Raw genomic sequence first — 18,122 nt, forward strand, 5'->3', positions numbered from 1 at the left:
GCCTGATCGGCCCGGCGAAGATCCGCGTCAGCATCAAGACGCTGATCCTGCTGCCGACCCGTGAACTGGCCCAGCAGACTTTGAAGGAAGTCGAACGCTTCTCGCAGTTCACCTTCATCAAGTCCGGCCTGATCACTGGCGGCGAAGACTTCAAAGTCCAGGCCGCGATGTTGCGCAAAGTGCCGGACATCCTCATTGGCACCCCTGGGCGAATGATCGAGCAACTCAATGCCGGCAACCTCGACCTGAAAGAAGTCGAAGTGCTGGTGCTCGACGAAGCCGACCGCATGCTCGACATGGGTTTCGCCGAAGACGTGCAGCGTCTGGTCGACGAGTGCCCGAACCGTCAGCAGACCATGCTGTTCTCCGCCACCACCGGCGGTTCCGGTCTGCGCGAGATGATCGCCAAGGTCCTGAACAACCCGGAGCACCTGCAGCTCAACGCGGTCAGCCAGCTCAACTCGACGACTCGCCAGCAAATCATCACCGCCGACCACAATCAGCACAAAGAGCAGATTGTGAACTGGCTGCTTGCCAACGAGACCTACCAGAAGGCCATCGTCTTCACCAACACCCGCGCCATGGCCGACCGCATCTACGGCCGCCTCGTGGCCCAGGAATACAAAGCGTTTGTGCTGCATGGCGAGAAAGACCAGAAGGATCGCAAACTGGCGATTGATCGTCTGAAGCAGGGCGGCGTGAAGATCCTCGTCGCGACCGACGTTGCCGCCCGTGGTCTGGACGTCGACGGTCTGGATCTGGTGATCAACTTCGACATGCCACGCAGCGGCGACGAATACGTACACCGCATCGGTCGTACCGGCCGCGCCGGCAACGACGGTCTGGCGATCTCGCTGATCTGCCACGGCGACTGGAACCTGATGTCGAGCATCGAGCGCTACCTGAAGCAAAGCTTCGAGCGCCGCACGATCAAGGAAGTCAAAGGCACCTACGGCGGGCCGAAAAAGGTCAAGGCCTCGGGCAAAGCCGTCGGCGTGAAGAAGAAAAAGACCGACGCCAAGGGCGACAAGAAGAAAACCACGGCCAAGACACCGACCAAGCGCAAGAGCGTGAACCGGCCGAAGCCGGATTCTCTGGTGAGCAGCGACGGCATGGCCCCGCTCAAGCGTCGCAAGCCAGCTGAACCTGCGGCTGAGTAAGCTTTAGACCGCGCATAAAAAAACCGGACATTGTCCGGTTTTTTTTCGCCTCAACTGTCGGCCTTTTTCTCCGCCGACCCCAGTTCCTTCAGACGCTGATCGATCAACTGGCATTTGTCTGGGAGATCCGCACTGGCCGTGCCCAGATCCATTTTCTGCAACTCGGCGTTAATCTCCTTGGCTTTTTCCGGATTCTGCTCGGTGAGCTTGGAGACTTCCTTGGCCAGTTGTTCGCGTTTGATCGTCGCCTCTTCCGGCGTGCAGGCCCAGACGGGCAGGGCGCAGGCAAGGGTGGCGGCGAGGGAGAGCTTGATCAGGATTTTCATGGGCAGGCCTCAGTTCCGGTTAAGGCGGGTTAACCGGTTGAGGGCTGAAGCCTGGTAAAAGTTCAGAAACTGTGGGGGCAGGGTTGCGCTCAATCGGCATGGCAGCAGCCCGACTTCGGCGCACCGTCATACCGATCATGATGCCGCACCCATTCCATGATCTCGTCCTCGTTCCTGCCTTTGGGCGTCAGATCAAGGTAGTGGTAAGCGCCAACCAGCATGTCCAGACCGCGCGCGTATGTGGAATAGGTGTGGAAAATCTCGCCTTCGTCATTGCGATAAAACACGCTCAGCCCCGGCATTTCTTCCTCGGCGCTGTCGGTTCTTTCGTAGTTGTAGGTAGCCTTTCCCGCCGCGACGTCCTCAGCCCGGGCGCAGACGCCGAAGTCGTAATTGAAATCGCAACCTTCTGACGAGACCCAGTCGAACTTCCAGCCCATCCGCTTTTTGAAGTCCTGAAACTCGTTGAATGGCGCATGGGAAACTGCAACCACCGCGACGTCGTGATGGGCCAGGTGCTGGTTGGCGCCATCAATGTGGTCACTGAGGAACGAGCAGCCCTGGCAGCCTTGCTCCCAGCCTTTGGCAAACATGAAATGGTAGATGATCAACTGGCTGTTGGTGCCAAACAGGTCGTTGAGCTTGAGCTCGCCGTTCGGCCCTTGAAAATGATAGTCCTTGTCGACTTTCACCCACGGCAGGGCGCGGCGCTCGGCGCTGAGGCGATCGCGTTCCCGGGTGAAGGCTTTTTCGTGGGCCAGATGCTGCTGGCGGGCGGCGAGCCATTCTTCGCGTGATACCACCGGATGGTTTGTAACGTTCATGACGATGTCTCCTGCGGGTTGAACCGGCTGTTTCAGCCTAGTCGTTCATCGTGCGAGGGAATCGACAGCCGCCGGTCGGTCGGGTCCGGAAATACTGCTGAACGGCTGCGCAGCGCTTCGGTCACAACCTTGAAAGCGGCACAAAATCACCCGCACCGGAGGTTGGATCAGGATGACGACTTATAACTGGGATTTGATTGAACGTTTGCTGCATGAAGTGCAGAACAGCGCTGGCCACAGCTTCGCTCCCCGCACTTATGCCGAAGACCATGCGGCCGAGAAAGCCAGCGCCGGCGAGCCGATCGACAATCTCGATCACTTGAAAACCCTGGCCTGTGATTATGAAAAGCTCTTGCTGGAACGCGGATTCATCGAGCCACGGCCGGATCACGAGGGCAGTACTGGCAACAACTTCATTCTGACCCCGCGCGGCTCCAGCCTGCTGAGCCTGATCGACAGCAGCATTCCCGGCAACGATCATCCGCGTCAGGTGCTGGATGAGCAGGAGGATGCGCTGAATGAGGTGACGTTCGATGAAGTCGCCTCGAAGGCTCAAATCGCCTGAGCCAGCGAAATCCCCTGTGGGAGCGAGCCTGCTCGCGAAAACGGTCTGTCAGTGACATTTGAACTGTCTGACACTCCGCCTTCGCGAGCAGGCTCGCTCCCACAATGGGCCATTGGTTTATTCAAGGTTTCTGCGCGGCCTTCAGGCACTTGAGGTCATTGAAGTCTTTGCGCACTCCCTCGATTTTCTTCAACAAACGCTGACGCTGTTGCGGCGTGCTCTCGGCCATCAAGTCGACAAACAGCGAGCGCGCCTGGGCTTCGGTGTTGGCGTAGGCCTTGCGGTAATCCGCTGTCCATAAGCGCTCGCGGTTGACCAGAAGCGTCTCGATGCGTTGTGCGAATTCCGCGCTTTGGCGTTGCGCAACGGCGGCGCTGAACTGTTGCTGCCAGTGCGCGCGGTTGGCGATCCATTGGGTGTTCTGGTCGCCCAAGGCATTGGTCCAGGCCACGACGCGTTGTTTCTGTTTATCACTGAGCGGGCCTAGCCAATCGTTCAGGCGTTTTTCCATGCGCTCGCCGCGTTCCTTGATCTGCTGGGCCAGCGGCGGTTTCACGTATTCCTGCTGACGTTTGCGCAAATCCTTGGCAAACGCGTCGTTCATTTCTGCCACCTGTTTATCGTCCAGACCTTGCAGCAGCTCGATGGCCGAAGGGGTGATTTCCCGGGCGGTTTCGGCGATAGCCTGTTTGGCTTCGGCGGTGCGCTCCTGCAGCGCGGCGTCGCTGACCTGATTGCTCTCGACCATGGCCTGCAAACGGTCCAGCCAGTCGAGGTAACCCGGTAACTGCGTGGTGCAGTGCCAGCTCAGGTGTTCCTTGAGGCGTTCGTTGAACCAGTCTTTCTGCTCGCCGTTCATGTCCACGTAGTCGCTGAGCGACCACGGGATGATCACGTCGAGGTTGCGGTAGGCCAGGCCCACGCGGCTGCAAGCGCCGAGGGCGAGGGTGAAGATGAGCAGGGCGGCAATCTGTTTGAACCAGCGAGACATGGGCAAATCCTTGCGAGAGCCTGGCGTCGGAAATCTGATTCTTATGTGATGCAGGATGCGCGCGGCAGTTCAGCCGATCAATAGAACGTGCGTACAGCCTTTAGTGTGACGAGGCCGTCGCACTCGCTGTTGTGCCCGGAATAGGCCGAGCAATCACTGCCGCTGAGGCTGGAGTCGCTGTAGATCAGATCAAGATCGACGCCCATGAATGGCCGCGACAGTTTCACCGACCAATCAGTGAAACTGCTGATATAGCCACCGTCCACCGCCGCCGGTGTATTCAACTGGTGCGTGGTGTATTTCATGCTCACGCCAATGCCGAACGGCTGATTGCCAGTGAGGTCGGCAAACAAGGTGTTGTTCTGTTTATCCGGGTCGTTGCTCAGGGCAATGCCGAAGCGACTGCCGAGCAGAGTCAGGCCACCAAACAGCTCCTGGCTGTCGAGGGTATCCACGCGGGGATAGCTGTAATGGATCATCCCGACTTCATAGCCGAGCACCTGATCGAACGGCTGCTTGAAGCCGACGTAGGAATCGATCTCGAGGTTCTTGCCCGGGCTGATGCCCATGCTCGGCGCGTACTGGCCGAAATACACGCCGCTGTCGTGGCTCAGATCTAGGCCGCCGTGGAACGATCCGACCGCCGCCGGTTTCACCAGGCCCTGGGCCATGCTGCGGCTGGGCGTGGTGCCGAGCTTGAGATCGAAGTCGCCCAGTTCACCCTGAAAAACCTGCGCGTGCGCGGTCGCGCCTGACAGCAGGCTGACGAACAATAAACAGGGAAATGGGCGCATGCGTCACTCCATGAACCGCGAGCGCAGGGCGAAGGCCTGCTGAAACGCTTGATCTAGACGCGTGCAAGGATACCGGCGAATGCCCGGCATTGATGGCCGTTCGTCGATTTTCGGGAATTTGTTTAAAGCGAAGGGGTGTTGCGCGGTGCCAGTCCAGGCGCTTCGAAGCTCAAAGCGCCTCTGGACGGGGTAAAACCGGTGTTACTTCTTGCCCAGGCTGATCTGCTTGGACGGGCCGAATGTCTGGCCGCTGACGCCTTTGGCAATTTGCTGGATCTCGCCGCCGGACTTGAGGAATGCTGCGATCTGATCGTTGATCGATTCGCTGGTTTCAACGGCTGGAGCTGGCTTTGCTTTGCTGGTGGATGCTTTTACACGCATGGCGGCCATTAACCTTTAGAAAAGTAACTCGGCCAGGCATCGTACAGGAATAACTTGACAATAGCTTGGTAAATATCCCCCGGATTAACCAACCGTAACGCTGCATTATTACCGGCCGCTCACTCGTAATAAGCAGCTAACCTGCTGTTTTAAATAAGAACATTTAATTGAAGTGAGGCAAATCAGCACGGCTGTGAAGCGTCGGACCGGACTGACGAGCGGCACCCCGTAGGGCAGTGATCAAGCAAAATCAACAGGTTGACGCAGATTTTCCGGTGCGAGGATCTGTCGCCCGACGTTGGCGGCAAAAACGGGTAGAATGCCGCCCACGTATTGAGGGTTTCGGAAATGGCTTTAGTCGGGCGTTACAACAGTTTGCAAGTGGTTAAACACACTAACTTCGGTTTATATCTGGACGGCGGTGCCGACGGCGAAATTCTTTTGCCCAACCGTTATATCCCCAAAGATATTCCCAGCGAAGATGAAGACTGGCTCAACGTATTCATCTATCTGGACAGCGAAGACAAACTTCTCGCCACCACGGAAAAACCCAAAGTTCAGGTCGGCGAATTTGCCAGTCTGAAAGTGGTTGAAGTCAACAGCATCGGCGTGTTCCTCGACTGGGGCCTGCCGAAAGATCTGCTGCTGCCGTACTCGGAAGAAAAGCGCCAGATGACTGCCGGCGAATACTGCGTGGTGCACGTCTACCTCGACAAACACACGCGCCGCATCACCGCCACCGCGCGCCTCGATCGTTACCTGGACAAGACCCCGGCCACCTACAGCCAGGGGCAGGAAGTCGATCTGCTGGTAGCCGAAGCCACCGACATGGGCTTCAAGGCGATCATCAACAACAAGCACTGGGGCCTGATCCACAAGAACGAGATCTTCAAGTTCATGCGTTCGGGCATGCGCGAGAAAGGCTTCATCAAGGAAGTGCGCGCCGACGGCAAGATCAGCCTGAGCCTGCAACCGGTTGGTCAGGAAGCGGCGAGCAGTCTGAGTTCGAAGATCCTCGGCAAGTTGCGCGAAAACGACGGCACCCTGGCGGTCAGTGACAAGAGTGATCCGGCGTTGATCAGCAGCCTGTTCGGCGTCAGCAAGGGCAACTTCAAGAAAGCCATCGGTTCGCTGTACAAGGAAGGCAAGATCGTCATTCACGCCGATCGCATTGAACTAACCTGACTCACCGCAGGCCCATGGTAGGAGCTGCCGAAGGCTGCGATCTTTTGATCTTGATCTTGAAAATCGGCGGCTCCCACATCTAAAGGGGTGAGCCAATGAAAAAGGCGCTGATCGCTTACGTCGCAACGCTGCTGACGTTTCTGCTGCTCGATGGCATCTGGCTCGGGCTGCTGATGGCGCCGACCTATCGCGAACTGCTCGGTTCGCTGATGCTGGAAAAACCGCTGCTGTTGCCCGCAGCGGTTTTTTATTGCCTGTACGTTATTGGCTGCGTGGTGTTCGTGGTGTTGCCGGCGCTGAGCTGGCAGAGGGCGGCGAAGCTGGGTGCGCTGTTGGGGCTGGTGGCCTACGGCACCTATGACCTGACCAATTGGGCGACCTTGCGCGACTGGTCGGTGCAGGTGAGTTTGATGGATTGGGCGTGGGGGACAGTGGCGACAGCGGTTGCCTGCACGGTGGGTTATTTGATGGCGAAGCGATTTACGTGAGCTGATCCGGCAGTTGTGTTGGCAATGCTGGCCTCTTCGCGAGCAGGCTCGCTCCCACATGTTCACCGAACCCTCTGTGGGAGCGGGCTTGCTCGCGAATGACGGCGCAGCCGTCAACCATTCAGCGCTGACGCCACTGACCAACTTAATGTCTTTTCCAGACGGCTTTTTCCGCGCATCTGATTGATAATCCCCGACACTGTTTTCTGACCATTGGATGGCCTGCCATGTTGTGTGTGTTCGAGGTGTTGCGGTGAGTGCCGAGCGGCGCAATGCCGACGGTTTTGCCCTGCAAGTGATGATCGGCCTGTGCCTGATCTGGGGTGTGCAGCAAGTTCTGATCAAGTGGGCGGCAACGGACATCGCGCCGGTGATGCAAGCGGCGGGGCGCTCAGGAATTTCTGCGTTACTGGTCGGTTTGCTGATCTGCTGGAAGGGCGGTTGGGATCAGGTCGGCAGCACCTGGCGCGGCGGTTTGCTGGCCGGTGCACTGTTTGGTCTGGAATTCCTGTTCATCGCCGAAGGTCTGCAACTGACCACCGCCGCGCATATGTCGGTTTTCCTCTATACCGCGCCGATCTTCACCGCACTCGGCGTGCATTTCCTGCTGGCCAGCGAGCGTTTGCGCCCGTTGCAATGGCTGGGGATTCTGCTGGCGTTCATCGGCATCGCGATTGCCTTCGCCGGCGGTGTGTCGTGGGACAACCTTGATCGGCGCATGCTGCTGGGCGATGCCTTCGGCGTATTGGCCGGCGCCTGTTGGGGCGCGACCACCGTGGTGGTGCGCGCCTCGCGACTGTCGGAAGCGCCGGTGACATTGACCCTGTTTTATCAGCTGATGGTCGGTTTCATCGGTCTGCTGTTGATCGCGTTGTTCAGCGGCCAGATCACCCACGTCAGCCTGACTACCGTGGCGGTGGCCAGTGTGCTGTTCCAAGGGCTGGTGGTGTCGTTCTTCAGCTACCTGGTGTGGTTCTGGCTGCTGCGCCGTTATCTGGCGGCCAACCTTGCGGTGTTCTCGTTCATGACGCCGTTGTTCGGCGTGACCTTCGGCGTGCTGCTGCTCGGCGAACAGTTGAGCCTGAACTTTGTCATCGGCGCCGTGCTGGTGCTGCTCGGCATCACTTTCGTCAGCGCCGAACAGTGGCTGCGTCGGCGTTTGCGCAAGGCGCTGGGCCAGTAGCCTTGGCCTGCATCGCCAGCGCGCCGGCCAGCAACAGGCCGGCACCGGCGATCAGCAGCGCCGGCTGCAAGCCGCCGCTGAAATGGCTGCTCAGCGCCGCCAGCAGCGGGCCGCTGAGCTGGCCGACAGCGAAGCACGCCGTGAGCATCCCGGCGTTGCGCTGAGTGGCGTGGGGCGCCAGCTCTCGCGAACGCTGCATGACCAGTTGCATGCAGGCCAGAAACGGTGTGCCGCAGAGGATCACCCCCAGCGCCAGGCCGACGCCGCTGCCCAGCAGGCAAGCAAACACCCCGGCCGCTTGCAGCCACAACGTCGCCATCAGCCAGTGCCGCGTGGTCTCGGGATCATGTCGGCGCAGACTCACCAACCACACACCGATTGCCGCGCCGAGGCCAAAGCACGGCCAGAACAGATCCGCCTGCCACTGGCCGTGAAACTGCGCGTTGGCCATCTGCGACAGGAACGTTGCCGGAATGATGTAGCCGATGCCGTACAGCGCATATACCAGCGCCAGCCGGGCAATGCCGCGATTCGCTGGGTTCACATGGGTTGTTGCTGGCCTCGCTACCACCGTGGGCTGCGGTAACAACCGCCAGACGCCGAGCATCATCAGCAACGCGGCGGCCGCGTAAATCAGCCACAGGGTTGCCGATGTCTGCTGCAAGCGATGTGAGACCAGCGCCAGCAAGCCTGTGAGAAAAATCCCCAGACCCGGCCCGGCAAAAACCAGAGCACCCCAGCGCGGGCGACCCGCTGCCGCCGCCAGCGGCTGACTGAGTGAAGTGATCATCACCAGCACCCAGGCACTCGCCACCCCGGTGCCAAAGCGCAATAGCAGGTGCGACCAGAAACCGTTGGCCCAGAACGACGCCAGTGTCAGCAGCACGCACAGCCACAGCCCGCCATGCAGGCGACGCTGCACCTGCTGCGGCCGCTGGGCGAACATCGCATCCACGGCACCGAGCAGATAGCCGAAGTAGTTGGCCGCCGCGATCAGCCCGGCGGCGGTGAGGTCGATCTGCCCTTCGCTGAGCAGGTGCGGCATCTGAGGTGTCAGGGCGAAACGGCCAATGCCCATGGCCATCATCAGGGCAACGAAACAGGCGGATAAACGTATCAGCGGCGACATGGTCGGGCTTCCTTCAAGGCAGCAATGACCGTCAGGCTAGGATCGATTGACTTTCTTTAAAATTGAATAATAGTGAGTAACTTGTTCTGTTCAGGAGAAAGCAGTGGAATTCAGCCAACTGCGGATATTTCAGGCGGTCGCCGAGGAAGGCTCGATCACCCGCGCCGCCGAGCGCCTGCATCGTGTGCCGTCGAATCTGTCGACGCGCCTGAAACAGCTCGAAGAGCAGTTGGGTGTCGAACTGTTCGTCCGCGAACGGCAGCGCTTGCAGTTGTCGCCGGCGGGCAAGGTCCTGCTCGACTACGCCGGCAAACTCTTCGCTCTGCGCGATCAGGCCAGTGCGGCGGTGATGGGCGGGCAACCGGCCGGGGATTTCGTGCTGGGCACCATGTACAGCACGGCGGCGATCCATCTGCCGGCGTTGCTGGCGCGTTATCACAAGCAATACCCGATGGTGAATTTGCAGGTGCAATCGGCGCCGACCGGCGAACTGCTCGAAGGTTTGCTCACCGGTCGCCTCGACGCGGCATTGGTCGACGGACCGCTGGAACTGGCCGGGCTTGATGGCGTGCCGTTGTGCGAGGAGCGGCTGGTGCTGATCACTGAAATCGACCATCCGCCAGTACGCACCGCGCGGGACGTGGAAGGGCGGTCGGTGTTCACTTTTCGCCAGGGTTGTTCATATCGCATGCGTCTGGAAGCGTGGTTCTCTCATTACCACGCGGCGATGGGCCGGCCGATGGAGATCGAGTCTTATCAGGGCATGCTCGCCTGTGTGATTGCCGGCAGTGGTGTGGCGTTGATGGCCGAGTCGATGCTGGCCAGCCTGCCGGGTCGCGAAAGCGTCGCCGTGCATCCGTTGGCCGAGCCGTTCGCGGGTGCGACAACATGGCTCATGTGGCGCAAGGGCATGGCTGGGGCCAACCTGAATGCCTGGATCGACGTGCAGCAAGCGGTCTATCCCGTGGCTTTGCATGAAGTCCGTGAAACAGCGTGAACCAATCGCAACAGATTCTGTTCAATTCAGTAACAGATCATTGCGGATTTGGCCGAGCATTGCGTAGGACTTCGGACTATTATCAGTGCGAAGCGGCCTCAGAATTCCGGCCGCTCAGCACCACCCTGAAGGGGGCATGACGATGAAAGAGAAAATCCAGAACTGGCTGCACGATTTGGGAGTTGCCCTCGGTTTGATCGAACCGCCTCTGCAACCGGTACCGATTCGCACGGACGACGAACAGCGCCGACGCCAGCCACGTCGCCGTTAGTACCTGCGATCAGAGATTTCAAGATCGCAGCCGTCGGCAGTTTCTACAAAGTGTAGGAGCTGCCGAAGGCTGCGATCTTTTGTTTTTTATCAGGCAAAAAAAACGGGTGTGGCTACCGACGCCACACCCGCTGAAGAAAACATCAAGTCGTTACAGCCGATTCACACCGCCGTTGCCACGGTCGCCGGGCGCGGCGAGAACAGGCTGACCAGTACAAAGCTCACCAGGCTGACACCCAGGCTGTAATAGATCGGCGTGTTCGCGTCCATGCCGTCCTTGACCATGAACACCAGCGCGGTGATAAAGCCCAGCGTCATCGCGCTGATCGCCCCGGCAGTGGTCGCACGCTTCCAGAAAATCGCGCCCATCAGCGGAATCAGCATGCCGCCGACCAAGAGGTTGTAAGCCAGGGTCAGCGCGCTGATCACGTCATTGACGACCAGAGCAATACCCAACACCGCGATCCCCGTCAGCAGCGTAAACAGACGGCTGACCGCGACGTTGGATTGTTTACCGCCGCGCAGTTTCGGCAGCAGGTCTTCGGTCAGGGTGGTGGACGCGGCGAGCAGGCCGGCGCTGGCGGTGGACATCATCGCCGCCAGTGCGGCAGCGATCACCAGGCCACGGATGCCGTCGGGCAGCGAGACTTTGACGATGGCGGCAAAGGCGTTGTTGACGTTGTCCAGATCCGGAATCAGCACATGCGCAGCCATGCCGATCAAGGCGCAGACCAGGCCGTAAATGATGCAGTAGATCCCCGCGGAAGTGCCGGCGTATTTGGCGACTTTTTCGCTTTTTGCCGTGAACACCCGCTGCCAGATGTCCTGGCCGATCAGGATGCCGAAGAAGTAGATCATGAAGTAGGTAATGATCGTGTCCCAGCCGATGCTGGTGAAGTTGAAGCTGGCCGCCGGCAGTTGCGCGACCAGTTGATCCCAGCCGCCGACGCGGTACAGGCAGATCGGCAGCAGCAGGAACATCAGGCCCACCGTCTGGATGCCGAACTGGACGATGTCCGTCAGGGTCAGCGACCACATGCCGCCGATCGTTGAATAAGTCACCACGATACCGCCGCCCAGCAGTACGGAAATCCAGAAGGGCAGACCGAACAACACTTGCAGCACGGTGCCGATCGCCAGAATCGAGGTCACGCCGATCATCAGCGCGTAAGCGAGCATGATCGTCGCACTGGCGGTGCGCGCCATCGGGTTGTAGCGCTTCTCCAGGACCTGGGTGACGGTGAATACCTTGAGTTTCAGCAAGGGCTTGGCGAGGAACAGGTTCAGCGCGACGATGCCGCAGCCCAGTGCCGCGCACAGCCAGAATCCGGAGATGCCATGCACGTAACCCAGACGGACCGTGCCGACGGTGGACGCGCCGCCGAGGACGGTTGCTGCCATGGTGCCCATGTACAGCGACGGTCCAAGATTACGCCCGGCAACCAGATAGTCTTCGTGGGTCTTGGCCTTGCGCATGCCGTAGTAGCCGAGAATCAGCATCGCAGCGGCATAAATGAGTACGACGAATAAATCCAAAGCCATGATGGCGTGTCTCCGATTGTCTTTTTTATGGTCAAGCAAATGGGGTCTGCAAGGCTTCCTGTGGGAGCGAGCCTGCTCGCGAAGGCGGTCTGTCAGTCACACCAATGTTGGATGTGCTGAAGTCTTCGCGAGCAGGCTCGCTCCCACAGGGGATTCGTGTCAGGCGGCCTGACGCAGTTGAGGTTTTATTGCGGCTTCACTGCGCACATCCGTTGGCCCAAACACTTCCCGAGGTTCGGGGAACAGGCGTAGCAGCGTCAGATACACCACCGACGCCAGGCCCAATGTCACCGGCAAGCTGATGTCGATGCCACCGGCCAGTTCGCCCAGCGGGCCGACGAACTGCCCCGGCAGGTTGACGAAGCACAGGCCGACCAGCGCACTTGGAATCCACGCCCCCAGACCGCGCCAGTTCCAGCCGTGGTTGAACCAGTAGCGTCCGCCCTGTTCGCCGCGGGTGAACACTTGCAGGTCATCCGGGCAGTAGAAGCCGCGCCGTACCACCAGGCCGATGATCATGATCACCATCCATGGGGTGGTGCAGGTGATGATCAGCACGGCGAAGGTCGACACGCTCTGCACCAGGTTCGCCGCAAAACGGCCGATGAAGATGAAGGCGATCGACAGCACGCCGATCAGCAAGGTCGCCTTGACCCGGGACAGCACGCGCGGGAACACGCTGGACATGTCCAGCCCGGTGCCATACAGCGAGGTGGTGCCGGTGGACATGCCGCCGATCACCGCAATCAGGCACACCGGCAGGAAGAACCAGCTCGGCGAGACGGCCAGCAAGCCGCCGACATAGTTGTTCGCGGCGATGTAGTCCGGCGCCTTGATCGCGACGATGGTGGCGGTGGCGAGGCCGAACAGGAAAGGAATCAACGTCGCCAGTTGCGCGGCGATCACCGCCAGCATGATTCGGCCCTTCGGCGTCTCACGCGGGATGTAGCGCGACCAGTCGCCGAGGAACGCACCGAAGGAAATCGGGTTGCTCATTGCCACCAGCGCCGCGCCGATGAATGCCGCCCAGAACCCGGCCTGACCCAGCGCCACGCTGCCGGCGTACTGGCTGTCGAAAGCAGGGGCGAAGGCGAAGATGCCGAGCAGGAACAACAGGCTCGCGGCCCACACCGCGATGCGGTTGACCCACAGCATGATGCGGAAACCATAGATGCACACGGTCAGCACCAGCAGCGCGAACAGACCGTAGGCCAGGCCCAGGGTCAGGTCGGTTTCCGGCAGATCAACGAGGCGTTTGGCGCCGCCGACCAGCGCATCACCCGAGCTCCACACTGACAGCGAGAAGAACGCGATCGCCGTCAACAACGACAGGAACGAACCGACAATCCGCCCGTGCACGCCGAAGTGCGCACCGGAAGACACGGCGTTGTTGGTGCCGTTGAGCGGGCCGAACAGGCCCATCGGCGCGAGGATCAGCGCACCGACCACCACACCCAGCACAATCGCCCAGACACCGGCCTGAAACGACAGGCCGAACAGCACCGGGAAACTGCCGAGCACAGCGGTGGCAAACGTATTGGCGCCGCCGAAGATCAAGCGAAACAGGTCGCTGGGCCGGGCGTCGCGCTCATGATCCGGGATCTGTTCGACCCCGTTTGTTTCGATGCTGCTAAGGCTTTTTTCGTTGTTGTTGTTATTCATGATCTGCTCCGATCATCAGGCGCGCTCATCGTGCGTGAGCGTCACCATTGGCTAAGGGGGTGGCAGCCCTTCCGGCATTGCGGACAAATGTTCGTGACAGGCCAGCCATAGGCCTTGTTGTTCTAGGCTCGACGCTTGTCTTCTGAAAACAATCGTCTCGCGCTCCTGGCTGAAGTGTTGCTCCCCTTGCATGCGCAGCTCGGTGGCCACGTCATGGATGAAAATCGCCACGTCACCCTGCAGGCTGACAAAGGCGTTGCTCGAGGTGCACGACAGCACCTCGAATCCATCCTCGGCACGCCAGCGGTCCCACAACGCCTGATAGGCATCGCGCGACAGCAATGGCTGGTCGAGGGTGTAGAAAACGAAGCTGGCATCGGCGCTGAACGCCCCGAAGTAAGCTTCGCGATCGTTACGCGCAAACGCGGCGACCAACTCGGCGGCCGCGTGCAGAACCTGATCACGTGCGTGCATGACCCGACCCTCAGCGATGAACCACGCCAGGCAGTACGCAGAGCATTTCGTACAGCAGGTTGGCGGCCAGCAGCGAGGTGTTGCCGGTGGTGTCGTAAGCGGGCGAGACTTCTACCAGATCGCAACCGATCAGGTCGAGGCCTTGGCAGCCACGGACGATTTCAATCGCCTGAATGGTGGTCAGGCCGCCGATTTCCGGGGTGCCGGTGCCGGGCGCCCAGGCCGGGTCGATGCCGTCGATATCGAAACTCAGATACACCGGACCGCCACCGACTTTCTCGCGTACTTCAGCCATCAACGGCGCCAGCGACTTGTGCCAGCACTCTTCGGCCTGCACCACACGGAAGCCCTGATCGCGGCTCCAGTTGAAGTCGTCGGCGGTGTAACCCTGCGCTCGCAAACCGATCTGCACCACGCGGTCGCAATCGAGCAGACCTTCTTCGACAGCGCGACGGAACGTGGTGCCGTGGGCGATCTTCTCGCCGAACATGTGATCGTTGACGTCAGCGTGCGCATCGATGTGCACCAGGCCAACCTTGCCGTGCTTTTTATGAATCGCGCGCAGGATCGGCAGGGTGATGGTGTGGTCGCCACCCAAGGTCATCGGGATGACGTTGTGCTCGAGGATGTTGTCGTAGGCTTCTTCGATGATGCGCACGGCGTCGAGCAGGTTGAAGGTGTTGATCGCCACGTCACCGATGTCGGCCACCGACAGCGAGTCGAACGGCGCGGCGCCGGTGGCCATGTTGTACGGGCGGATCATCACCGATTCGGTGCGGATATCGCGCGGCCCGAAGCGGGTGCCGGGGCGCAGCGAAGTGCCGATGTCCAGCGGCACGCCAACGAAGGCAGCGTCGAGGCCGGCAGCGGTCGGTACATGGGGAAGTCGGAGCATGGTGGCGATGCCGCCGAAGCGCGGCATTTCATTGCCGCCCAGTGGTTGGTGAAGAATCTTGTCCACGGGTAGGGCCTCATCGTCTTTGTTTTATTTATGCCGGCGCGCCGTTGAGCACAGGTTCGGACGCCGCTGTGGGGCCGATCATGCGAAATGTAGTGACGGGGAAGAATCGCTACGGGCAAAAACTTAGTTCAGATTTTTCTAAACTAATGCCAGACTTCCACACCTGATCGTTTCCATGCTCTGCGTGGGAATGCATCCACGGACGCTTCGCGTCCAGCCGAACTCGCAAGTGACGCAGAGCGTCACGGGCTGCATTCCCACGCAGAGCGTGGGAACGATCCTTGGGAGCAGAAATGGCCAACGCCTTACCCGACCTGAAACTCCTGCGCATCTTCGTCAGCGTCGTGCGCCATCAGGGTTTTGCCAATGCGCAGCAGGAACTCAACCTGTCGACGTCGGCGATCAGCACTTATATGAGCCAGCTCGAAGCCGCGCTCGGTCTGGTGCTGTGCCATCGCGGGCGCGGTGGCTTCAGCCTGACCAGCAAGGGCGAGCTGTTCCATCAGGAAACCCTGCGCCTGCTCGCCGAGCTTGAAGGCTTCGAGCAATACGCCGCCGCGCTCAAGGGCGAACTGCGCGGCACGCTCAACCTCGGGGTGATCGATTCCACGGTCAGCGACAAGGCCCTGCCGTTTGCTGAAGCCATCGGCGCCTACAGCCAGGAACACCCGGCGGTGCATTTGCACCTGTCGGTGATGAGCCCTTACGAATTGCAGCTCGGCGTGCAGGACAATCGCCTTGACCTGGCCATCGGTGCGTTTTCCACGCGCATGAGCGGTCTGGTCTACATGCCGCTGTACCGCGAGCAGCACTGGCTGTATTGCAGCAGTCGCCATCCACTGTTCAACGAACGGCGCATCCCTGAGCAGGTCATCACCCAGCAACGGATGGTCGGGCGCGGTTACTGGAGTCAGGCGGAACTGGCCCGGCACGGTTTCAAACACAGTGCCGCGACCGTGGAAAGTATGGAAGCGCAGCTGATTCTGGTGCTCTCCGGCGCCTACATCGGTTACCTGCCGGAGCACTACGCCCAGGCCTGGGCCGACAAGGGTGATCTGCGTGTTCTGCTGCCGGCGACCTTCGGTTATCAGGCGCCGTTTTCGATGATCATGCGCAGGGGCCGCAGCCGCGAGCCGCTGATCCAGACCTTCCGCGATTTGCTCAAAGCGCAGCTCAATCAGGCTTGAGAAAAAAATGTCCCGACCACAATGCCCGCGCTGCCTGCGCCCCCAGACCCATTGCCTGTGCCCATTGATTCCGCACCTCGATAGCCGCACCCGAGTATTGCTGCTGCAGCATCCGAGCGAGGTCAGTCACGCGCTCAATACCGCGCGGCTGGCGGCGCTGGGGCTGAGCAATGCCGAGCTGATTGTCGGCGAGGTATTCGAGGATTTGCCGAAACTGTTGAACCGGCCGGGCTATCACGCGCGCTTGCTGTTCCCGGCTGAGGATGCGCAGCCGTTGCAGGCTTACGCGCCAAATGATCAGCCAATGTTGCTGGTCGTCCCGGACGGCACCTGGCGCAAAGCGCGCAAGATGCTGCACCTCAATCCGCTGCTGGCAGCACTGCCACGGGTGACCCTGACCGAGGGCGGCGTGTCGCGCTATCGCTTGCGCAAGGCACCGGGGCCGGGGGCGCTATCGACGATCGAGGCGATCGTGCAGGCGCTCGAAACCCTCGAAGCACCGACGACGTTTGCGCCGTTACTGAAACCGTTTGAAGCGCTGATCGAAGGGCAGATTGCGGCGATGGGGGAGGAGACCTTCCAGCGTAACCATGGCGACAAATGATCGTTCCCACGCGGAGCGTGGGAACGATCATTGGCTAGCGCTCGCGCATCGCCTCGGTCCGCGCTTTCAGCACCGGTTTGAGCAAGTAATCCAAGACGCTTTTCTCGCCGGTAATGATGTCCACCGTCGCCACCATCCCCGGGATGATCAGCAGCGGTTTCACGTCGCCGCCCAGGTGATTCTTGTCGGTGCGCACCTGAATCAGATAGAAGCTGTTGCCCTTGTCGTCGGTAATCGTATCGGCGCCGATCAGCTCGAGTTTGGCGCTCAGCCCGCCGTAAATCGTGTAGTCGTAGGCGCTGAACTTGACCATGGCTTTCTGGCCCGGATGCAGGAACGCGACGTCTTGCGGGCGGACCTTGGCTTCGATCAGCAGGTTGTCTTCCAGCGGCACGATTTCGACCATGTCGCTGCCCGGCTGGACCACGCCGCCGATGGTGTTGACCTTCATCTGCTTGATCACGCCACGCACCGGCGAAGTCACCGTGGTACGGCTGACGCGGTCGTCGATGGCGATGCTCGACGCGGTGATTTTCGACAGGTCGGTGCGTTTCTCATTCAGCTCTTTGGCGGCCTCGGAACGAAAGGTCTGCTCGGATTCGTCGATCTTGCTGCGGATCTCGGCGATCGCCGATTCGGCACGGGGAATCGCCAGCGTGGTGGCGTTCAGCGAACCGCGAATTTCCACGGCACTGCGTCTGAGGCGGAGGATTTCCACCGGTGACACGGCGCCGGTTTTCACCAGCGGTTCGGACATGTTCATCTCTTGTTGCAGCAGCGCCAGGCTCGAGCTGAACTGGCCTTGCTTGGAGCGAAACTCCGCCAGTTCCTGGGTTTTCTGCCGCAGTTGTTCGCTGAGGGTGCGCTGTTCGCTGGCCAAGCGGCGTTGGCGTTGCTCGTACAGCGAGCGCTCGTCCTCGGCGACTTGCGGCGCTTTGGCGATGACTTCAGCGGAGAGTTTGAAGGGGCGTCCCTCGGCCTCTGCTGACAGCCGTTCAACCTGCGCGGTCAGCGCGTAACGGTCGGCCTCGCTCTCGCCCTTGTTCGAGCGAAAGCGCGTGTCATCCAGACGCAGCAGGGTGTCGCCCTTGCCGACCATCTGGCCTTCGCGAACGAAAATCTCGGTGACGATGCCGCCCTCAAGGTTCTGGATTACCTGAACCTTGCTCGACGGAATCGCCTTGCCTTCGCCCATGGTCACTTCTTCGAGCACGGCAAATTTGGCCCAGACCAGAGCGGCGATCAGCAGCGCTGCCGCCAGCCACACGGTGATCCGCGATTTGCGCGGCGAATCCTGCAATGCTGCGCCGGCGGTTTCCGGCATGAACTCGGCTTCGGCGCTTTTGCCGAAACTGTCGAAGTAGCCGCGCTTGTTGCTATCGGAGGAAGCAGGCATGGC

Annotated in this window: 20 protein-coding genes; 9 read left to right on the forward strand and 11 right to left on the reverse strand. The window is 60.4% G+C overall.

The genetic code is table 11. The features are described from left to right. Positions 1 to 1,160 (forward strand): DEAD/DEAH box helicase (locus tag D8U60_RS08585; protein WP_130899922.1); only part of this gene is annotated, 1,160 nt, incomplete at its 5' end. Between the two features lie 50 nt (positions 1,161 to 1,210). Here the strand turns inward: D8U60_RS08585 and D8U60_RS08590 are convergent. Together D8U60_RS08590 and D8U60_RS08595 are read right to left on the reverse strand one after the other, a co-directional pair. Then, positions 1,211 to 1,486, reverse strand: a complete 276-nt coding sequence (locus tag D8U60_RS08590; protein WP_041478956.1) for a hypothetical protein — start codon at positions 1,484 to 1,486, stop codon at positions 1,211 to 1,213. An 89-nt stretch (positions 1,487 to 1,575) separates the two neighbouring features. Beyond that, positions 1,576 to 2,310, reverse strand: a complete 735-nt coding sequence (locus D8U60_RS08595) for a thioredoxin family protein (RefSeq protein WP_130899923.1) — start codon at positions 2,308 to 2,310, stop codon at positions 1,576 to 1,578. Between the two features lie 172 nt (positions 2,311 to 2,482). Between D8U60_RS08595 and D8U60_RS08600 the strand changes: the two genes are divergently transcribed. Further along, the gene (locus D8U60_RS08600; protein ID WP_130899924.1) at positions 2,483 to 2,875 is read left to right on the forward strand and encodes a transcriptional regulator; all 393 of its coding nucleotides are present in this window, start codon (positions 2,483 to 2,485) and stop codon (positions 2,873 to 2,875) included. A 121-nt stretch (positions 2,876 to 2,996) separates the two neighbouring features. On the opposite strand, the gene D8U60_RS08605 is transcribed toward D8U60_RS08600, so the two are convergent. From D8U60_RS08605 to D8U60_RS08615, 3 genes are all read right to left on the reverse strand, one after another. Next, on the reverse strand, positions 2,997 to 3,866 hold the full coding sequence (locus D8U60_RS08605) for a DUF6279 family lipoprotein (RefSeq protein ID WP_130899925.1): 870 nt from the start codon (positions 3,864 to 3,866) through the stop codon (positions 2,997 to 2,999). A gap of 77 nt (positions 3,867 to 3,943) precedes the next feature. Then, on the reverse strand, positions 3,944 to 4,660 hold the full coding sequence (locus D8U60_RS08610; protein WP_016771158.1) for a TorF family putative porin: 717 nt from the start codon (positions 4,658 to 4,660) through the stop codon (positions 3,944 to 3,946). A gap of 201 nt (positions 4,661 to 4,861) precedes the next feature. Beyond that, positions 4,862 to 5,050: a hypothetical protein gene (locus D8U60_RS08615; RefSeq protein WP_016985943.1), complete on the reverse strand. Its 189-nt coding sequence runs from the start codon at positions 5,048 to 5,050 to the stop codon at positions 4,862 to 4,864. A 339-nt stretch (positions 5,051 to 5,389) separates the two neighbouring features. On the opposite strand from D8U60_RS08615, the gene D8U60_RS08620 reads away from it, so the two are divergent. From D8U60_RS08620 to D8U60_RS08630, 3 genes are all read left to right on the forward strand, one after another. Next, complete coding sequence (locus D8U60_RS08620; protein ID WP_130899926.1) at positions 5,390 to 6,226, forward strand: S1-like domain-containing RNA-binding protein; 837 nt, start codon at positions 5,390 to 5,392, stop codon at positions 6,224 to 6,226. Between the two features lie 95 nt (positions 6,227 to 6,321). Continuing rightward, entirely contained in the window at positions 6,322 to 6,714 is a 393-nt protein-coding gene (locus D8U60_RS08625; RefSeq protein ID WP_024012046.1) for a DUF2177 family protein, read from the forward strand. Positions 6,715 to 6,967: 253 nt separating this feature from the next. Next, positions 6,968 to 7,897 carry a DMT family transporter gene (locus tag D8U60_RS08630; RefSeq protein WP_016771155.1) on the forward strand — a complete coding sequence of 310 codons (930 nt, stop codon included), beginning with the start codon at positions 6,968 to 6,970 and terminating at the stop codon, positions 7,895 to 7,897. Here the strand turns inward: D8U60_RS08630 and D8U60_RS08635 are convergent. Continuing rightward, the gene (locus tag D8U60_RS08635; RefSeq protein ID WP_130899927.1) at positions 7,845 to 9,026 is read right to left on the reverse strand and encodes an MFS transporter; all 1,182 of its coding nucleotides are present in this window, start codon (positions 9,024 to 9,026) and stop codon (positions 7,845 to 7,847) included. The genes D8U60_RS08630 and D8U60_RS08635 overlap by 53 nt on opposite strands. Positions 9,027 to 9,129: 103 nt before the next feature. On the opposite strand from D8U60_RS08635, the gene D8U60_RS08640 reads away from it, so the two are divergent. Both D8U60_RS08640 and D8U60_RS27990 read left to right on the forward strand, forming a co-directional pair. After that, on the forward strand, positions 9,130 to 10,023 hold the full coding sequence (locus D8U60_RS08640; RefSeq protein WP_122611683.1) for a LysR family transcriptional regulator: 894 nt from the start codon (positions 9,130 to 9,132) through the stop codon (positions 10,021 to 10,023). Between the two features lie 142 nt (positions 10,024 to 10,165). Then, positions 10,166 to 10,294 (forward strand): PA1414 family protein, encoded by a 129-nt coding sequence (locus D8U60_RS27990; RefSeq protein ID WP_003184145.1) that lies wholly within the window; start codon positions 10,166 to 10,168, stop codon positions 10,292 to 10,294. 161 nt (positions 10,295 to 10,455) lie between these two features. On the opposite strand, the gene D8U60_RS08645 is transcribed toward D8U60_RS27990, so the two are convergent. The 4 genes from D8U60_RS08645 to speB all read right to left on the reverse strand — a co-directional run bounded on the left by D8U60_RS08645 (position 10,456) and on the right by speB (position 14,932). Then, on the reverse strand, positions 10,456 to 11,835 hold the full coding sequence (locus D8U60_RS08645) for a sodium:solute symporter (RefSeq protein ID WP_130899928.1): 1,380 nt from the start codon (positions 11,833 to 11,835) through the stop codon (positions 10,456 to 10,458). 159 nt (positions 11,836 to 11,994) lie between these two features. Further along, complete coding sequence (locus D8U60_RS08650) at positions 11,995 to 13,497, reverse strand: cytosine permease (protein ID WP_041478966.1); 1,503 nt, start codon at positions 13,495 to 13,497, stop codon at positions 11,995 to 11,997. A 51-nt stretch (positions 13,498 to 13,548) separates the two neighbouring features. Then, positions 13,549 to 13,971 carry a nuclear transport factor 2 family protein gene (locus D8U60_RS08655; RefSeq protein WP_122505894.1) on the reverse strand — a complete coding sequence of 141 codons (423 nt, stop codon included), beginning with the start codon at positions 13,969 to 13,971 and terminating at the stop codon, positions 13,549 to 13,551. Positions 13,972 to 13,981: 10 nt separating this feature from the next. Further along, on the reverse strand, positions 13,982 to 14,932 hold the full coding sequence (gene speB, locus D8U60_RS08660) for an agmatinase (protein ID WP_003222717.1): 951 nt from the start codon (positions 14,930 to 14,932) through the stop codon (positions 13,982 to 13,984). A gap of 293 nt (positions 14,933 to 15,225) precedes the next feature. Here speB and D8U60_RS08670 point away from each other — a divergent pair, with 293 nt between their 5' ends. Then, positions 15,226 to 16,119 carry a LysR family transcriptional regulator gene (locus D8U60_RS08670; protein ID WP_007956593.1) on the forward strand — a complete coding sequence of 298 codons (894 nt, stop codon included), beginning with the start codon at positions 15,226 to 15,228 and terminating at the stop codon, positions 16,117 to 16,119. Between the two features lie 7 nt (positions 16,120 to 16,126). Continuing rightward, positions 16,127 to 16,723: a DTW domain-containing protein gene (locus tag D8U60_RS08675; RefSeq protein ID WP_130899929.1), complete on the forward strand. Its 597-nt coding sequence runs from the start codon at positions 16,127 to 16,129 to the stop codon at positions 16,721 to 16,723. A gap of 34 nt (positions 16,724 to 16,757) precedes the next feature. Here the strand turns inward: D8U60_RS08675 and D8U60_RS08680 are convergent, their stop codons facing one another. Further along, positions 16,758 to 18,119: an HlyD family type I secretion periplasmic adaptor subunit gene (locus tag D8U60_RS08680; RefSeq protein WP_039761043.1), complete on the reverse strand. Its 1,362-nt coding sequence runs from the start codon at positions 18,117 to 18,119 to the stop codon at positions 16,758 to 16,760. Positions 18,120 to 18,122: the final 3 nt, after the last annotated feature.

This window comes from Pseudomonas sp. Sample_11 (assembly GCF_004307505.1).
Lineage (GTDB): Bacteria > Pseudomonadota > Gammaproteobacteria > Pseudomonadales > Pseudomonadaceae > Aquipseudomonas > Aquipseudomonas atacamensis.

Bases quoted from the DNA above. Each gene is read 5' to 3' on its own strand.
- D8U60_RS08590 (WP_041478956.1), bottom strand. From the start codon at position 1,486: ATGAAAATCCTGATCAAGCTCTCCCTCGCCGCCACCCTTGCCTGCGCC.
- D8U60_RS08595 (WP_130899923.1), bottom strand. From the start codon at position 2,310: ATGAACGTTACAAACCATCCGGTGGTATCACGCGAAGAATGGCTCGCC.
- D8U60_RS08600 (WP_130899924.1), top strand. From the start codon at position 2,483: ATGACGACTTATAACTGGGATTTGATTGAACGTTTGCTGCATGAAGTG.
- D8U60_RS08605 (WP_130899925.1), bottom strand. From the start codon at position 3,866: ATGTCTCGCTGGTTCAAACAGATTGCCGCCCTGCTCATCTTCACCCTC.
- D8U60_RS08610 (WP_016771158.1), bottom strand. From the start codon at position 4,660: ATGCGCCCATTTCCCTGTTTATTGTTCGTCAGCCTGCTGTCAGGCGCG.
- D8U60_RS08615 (WP_016985943.1), bottom strand. From the start codon at position 5,050: ATGGCCGCCATGCGTGTAAAAGCATCCACCAGCAAAGCAAAGCCAGCT.
- D8U60_RS08620 (WP_130899926.1), top strand. From the start codon at position 5,390: ATGGCTTTAGTCGGGCGTTACAACAGTTTGCAAGTGGTTAAACACACT.
- D8U60_RS08625 (WP_024012046.1), top strand. From the start codon at position 6,322: ATGAAAAAGGCGCTGATCGCTTACGTCGCAACGCTGCTGACGTTTCTG.
- D8U60_RS08635 (WP_130899927.1), bottom strand. From the start codon at position 9,026: ATGTCGCCGCTGATACGTTTATCCGCCTGTTTCGTTGCCCTGATGATG.
- D8U60_RS27990 (WP_003184145.1), top strand. From the start codon at position 10,166: ATGAAAGAGAAAATCCAGAACTGGCTGCACGATTTGGGAGTTGCCCTC.
- D8U60_RS08645 (WP_130899928.1), bottom strand. From the start codon at position 11,835: ATGGCTTTGGATTTATTCGTCGTACTCATTTATGCCGCTGCGATGCTG.
- D8U60_RS08650 (WP_041478966.1), bottom strand. From the start codon at position 13,497: ATGAATAACAACAACAACGAAAAAAGCCTTAGCAGCATCGAAACAAAC.
- D8U60_RS08655 (WP_122505894.1), bottom strand. From the start codon at position 13,971: ATGCACGCACGTGATCAGGTTCTGCACGCGGCCGCCGAGTTGGTCGCC.
- D8U60_RS08670 (WP_007956593.1), top strand. From the start codon at position 15,226: ATGGCCAACGCCTTACCCGACCTGAAACTCCTGCGCATCTTCGTCAGC.
- D8U60_RS08675 (WP_130899929.1), top strand. From the start codon at position 16,127: ATGTCCCGACCACAATGCCCGCGCTGCCTGCGCCCCCAGACCCATTGC.
- D8U60_RS08680 (WP_039761043.1), bottom strand. From the start codon at position 18,119: ATGCCTGCTTCCTCCGATAGCAACAAGCGCGGCTACTTCGACAGTTTC.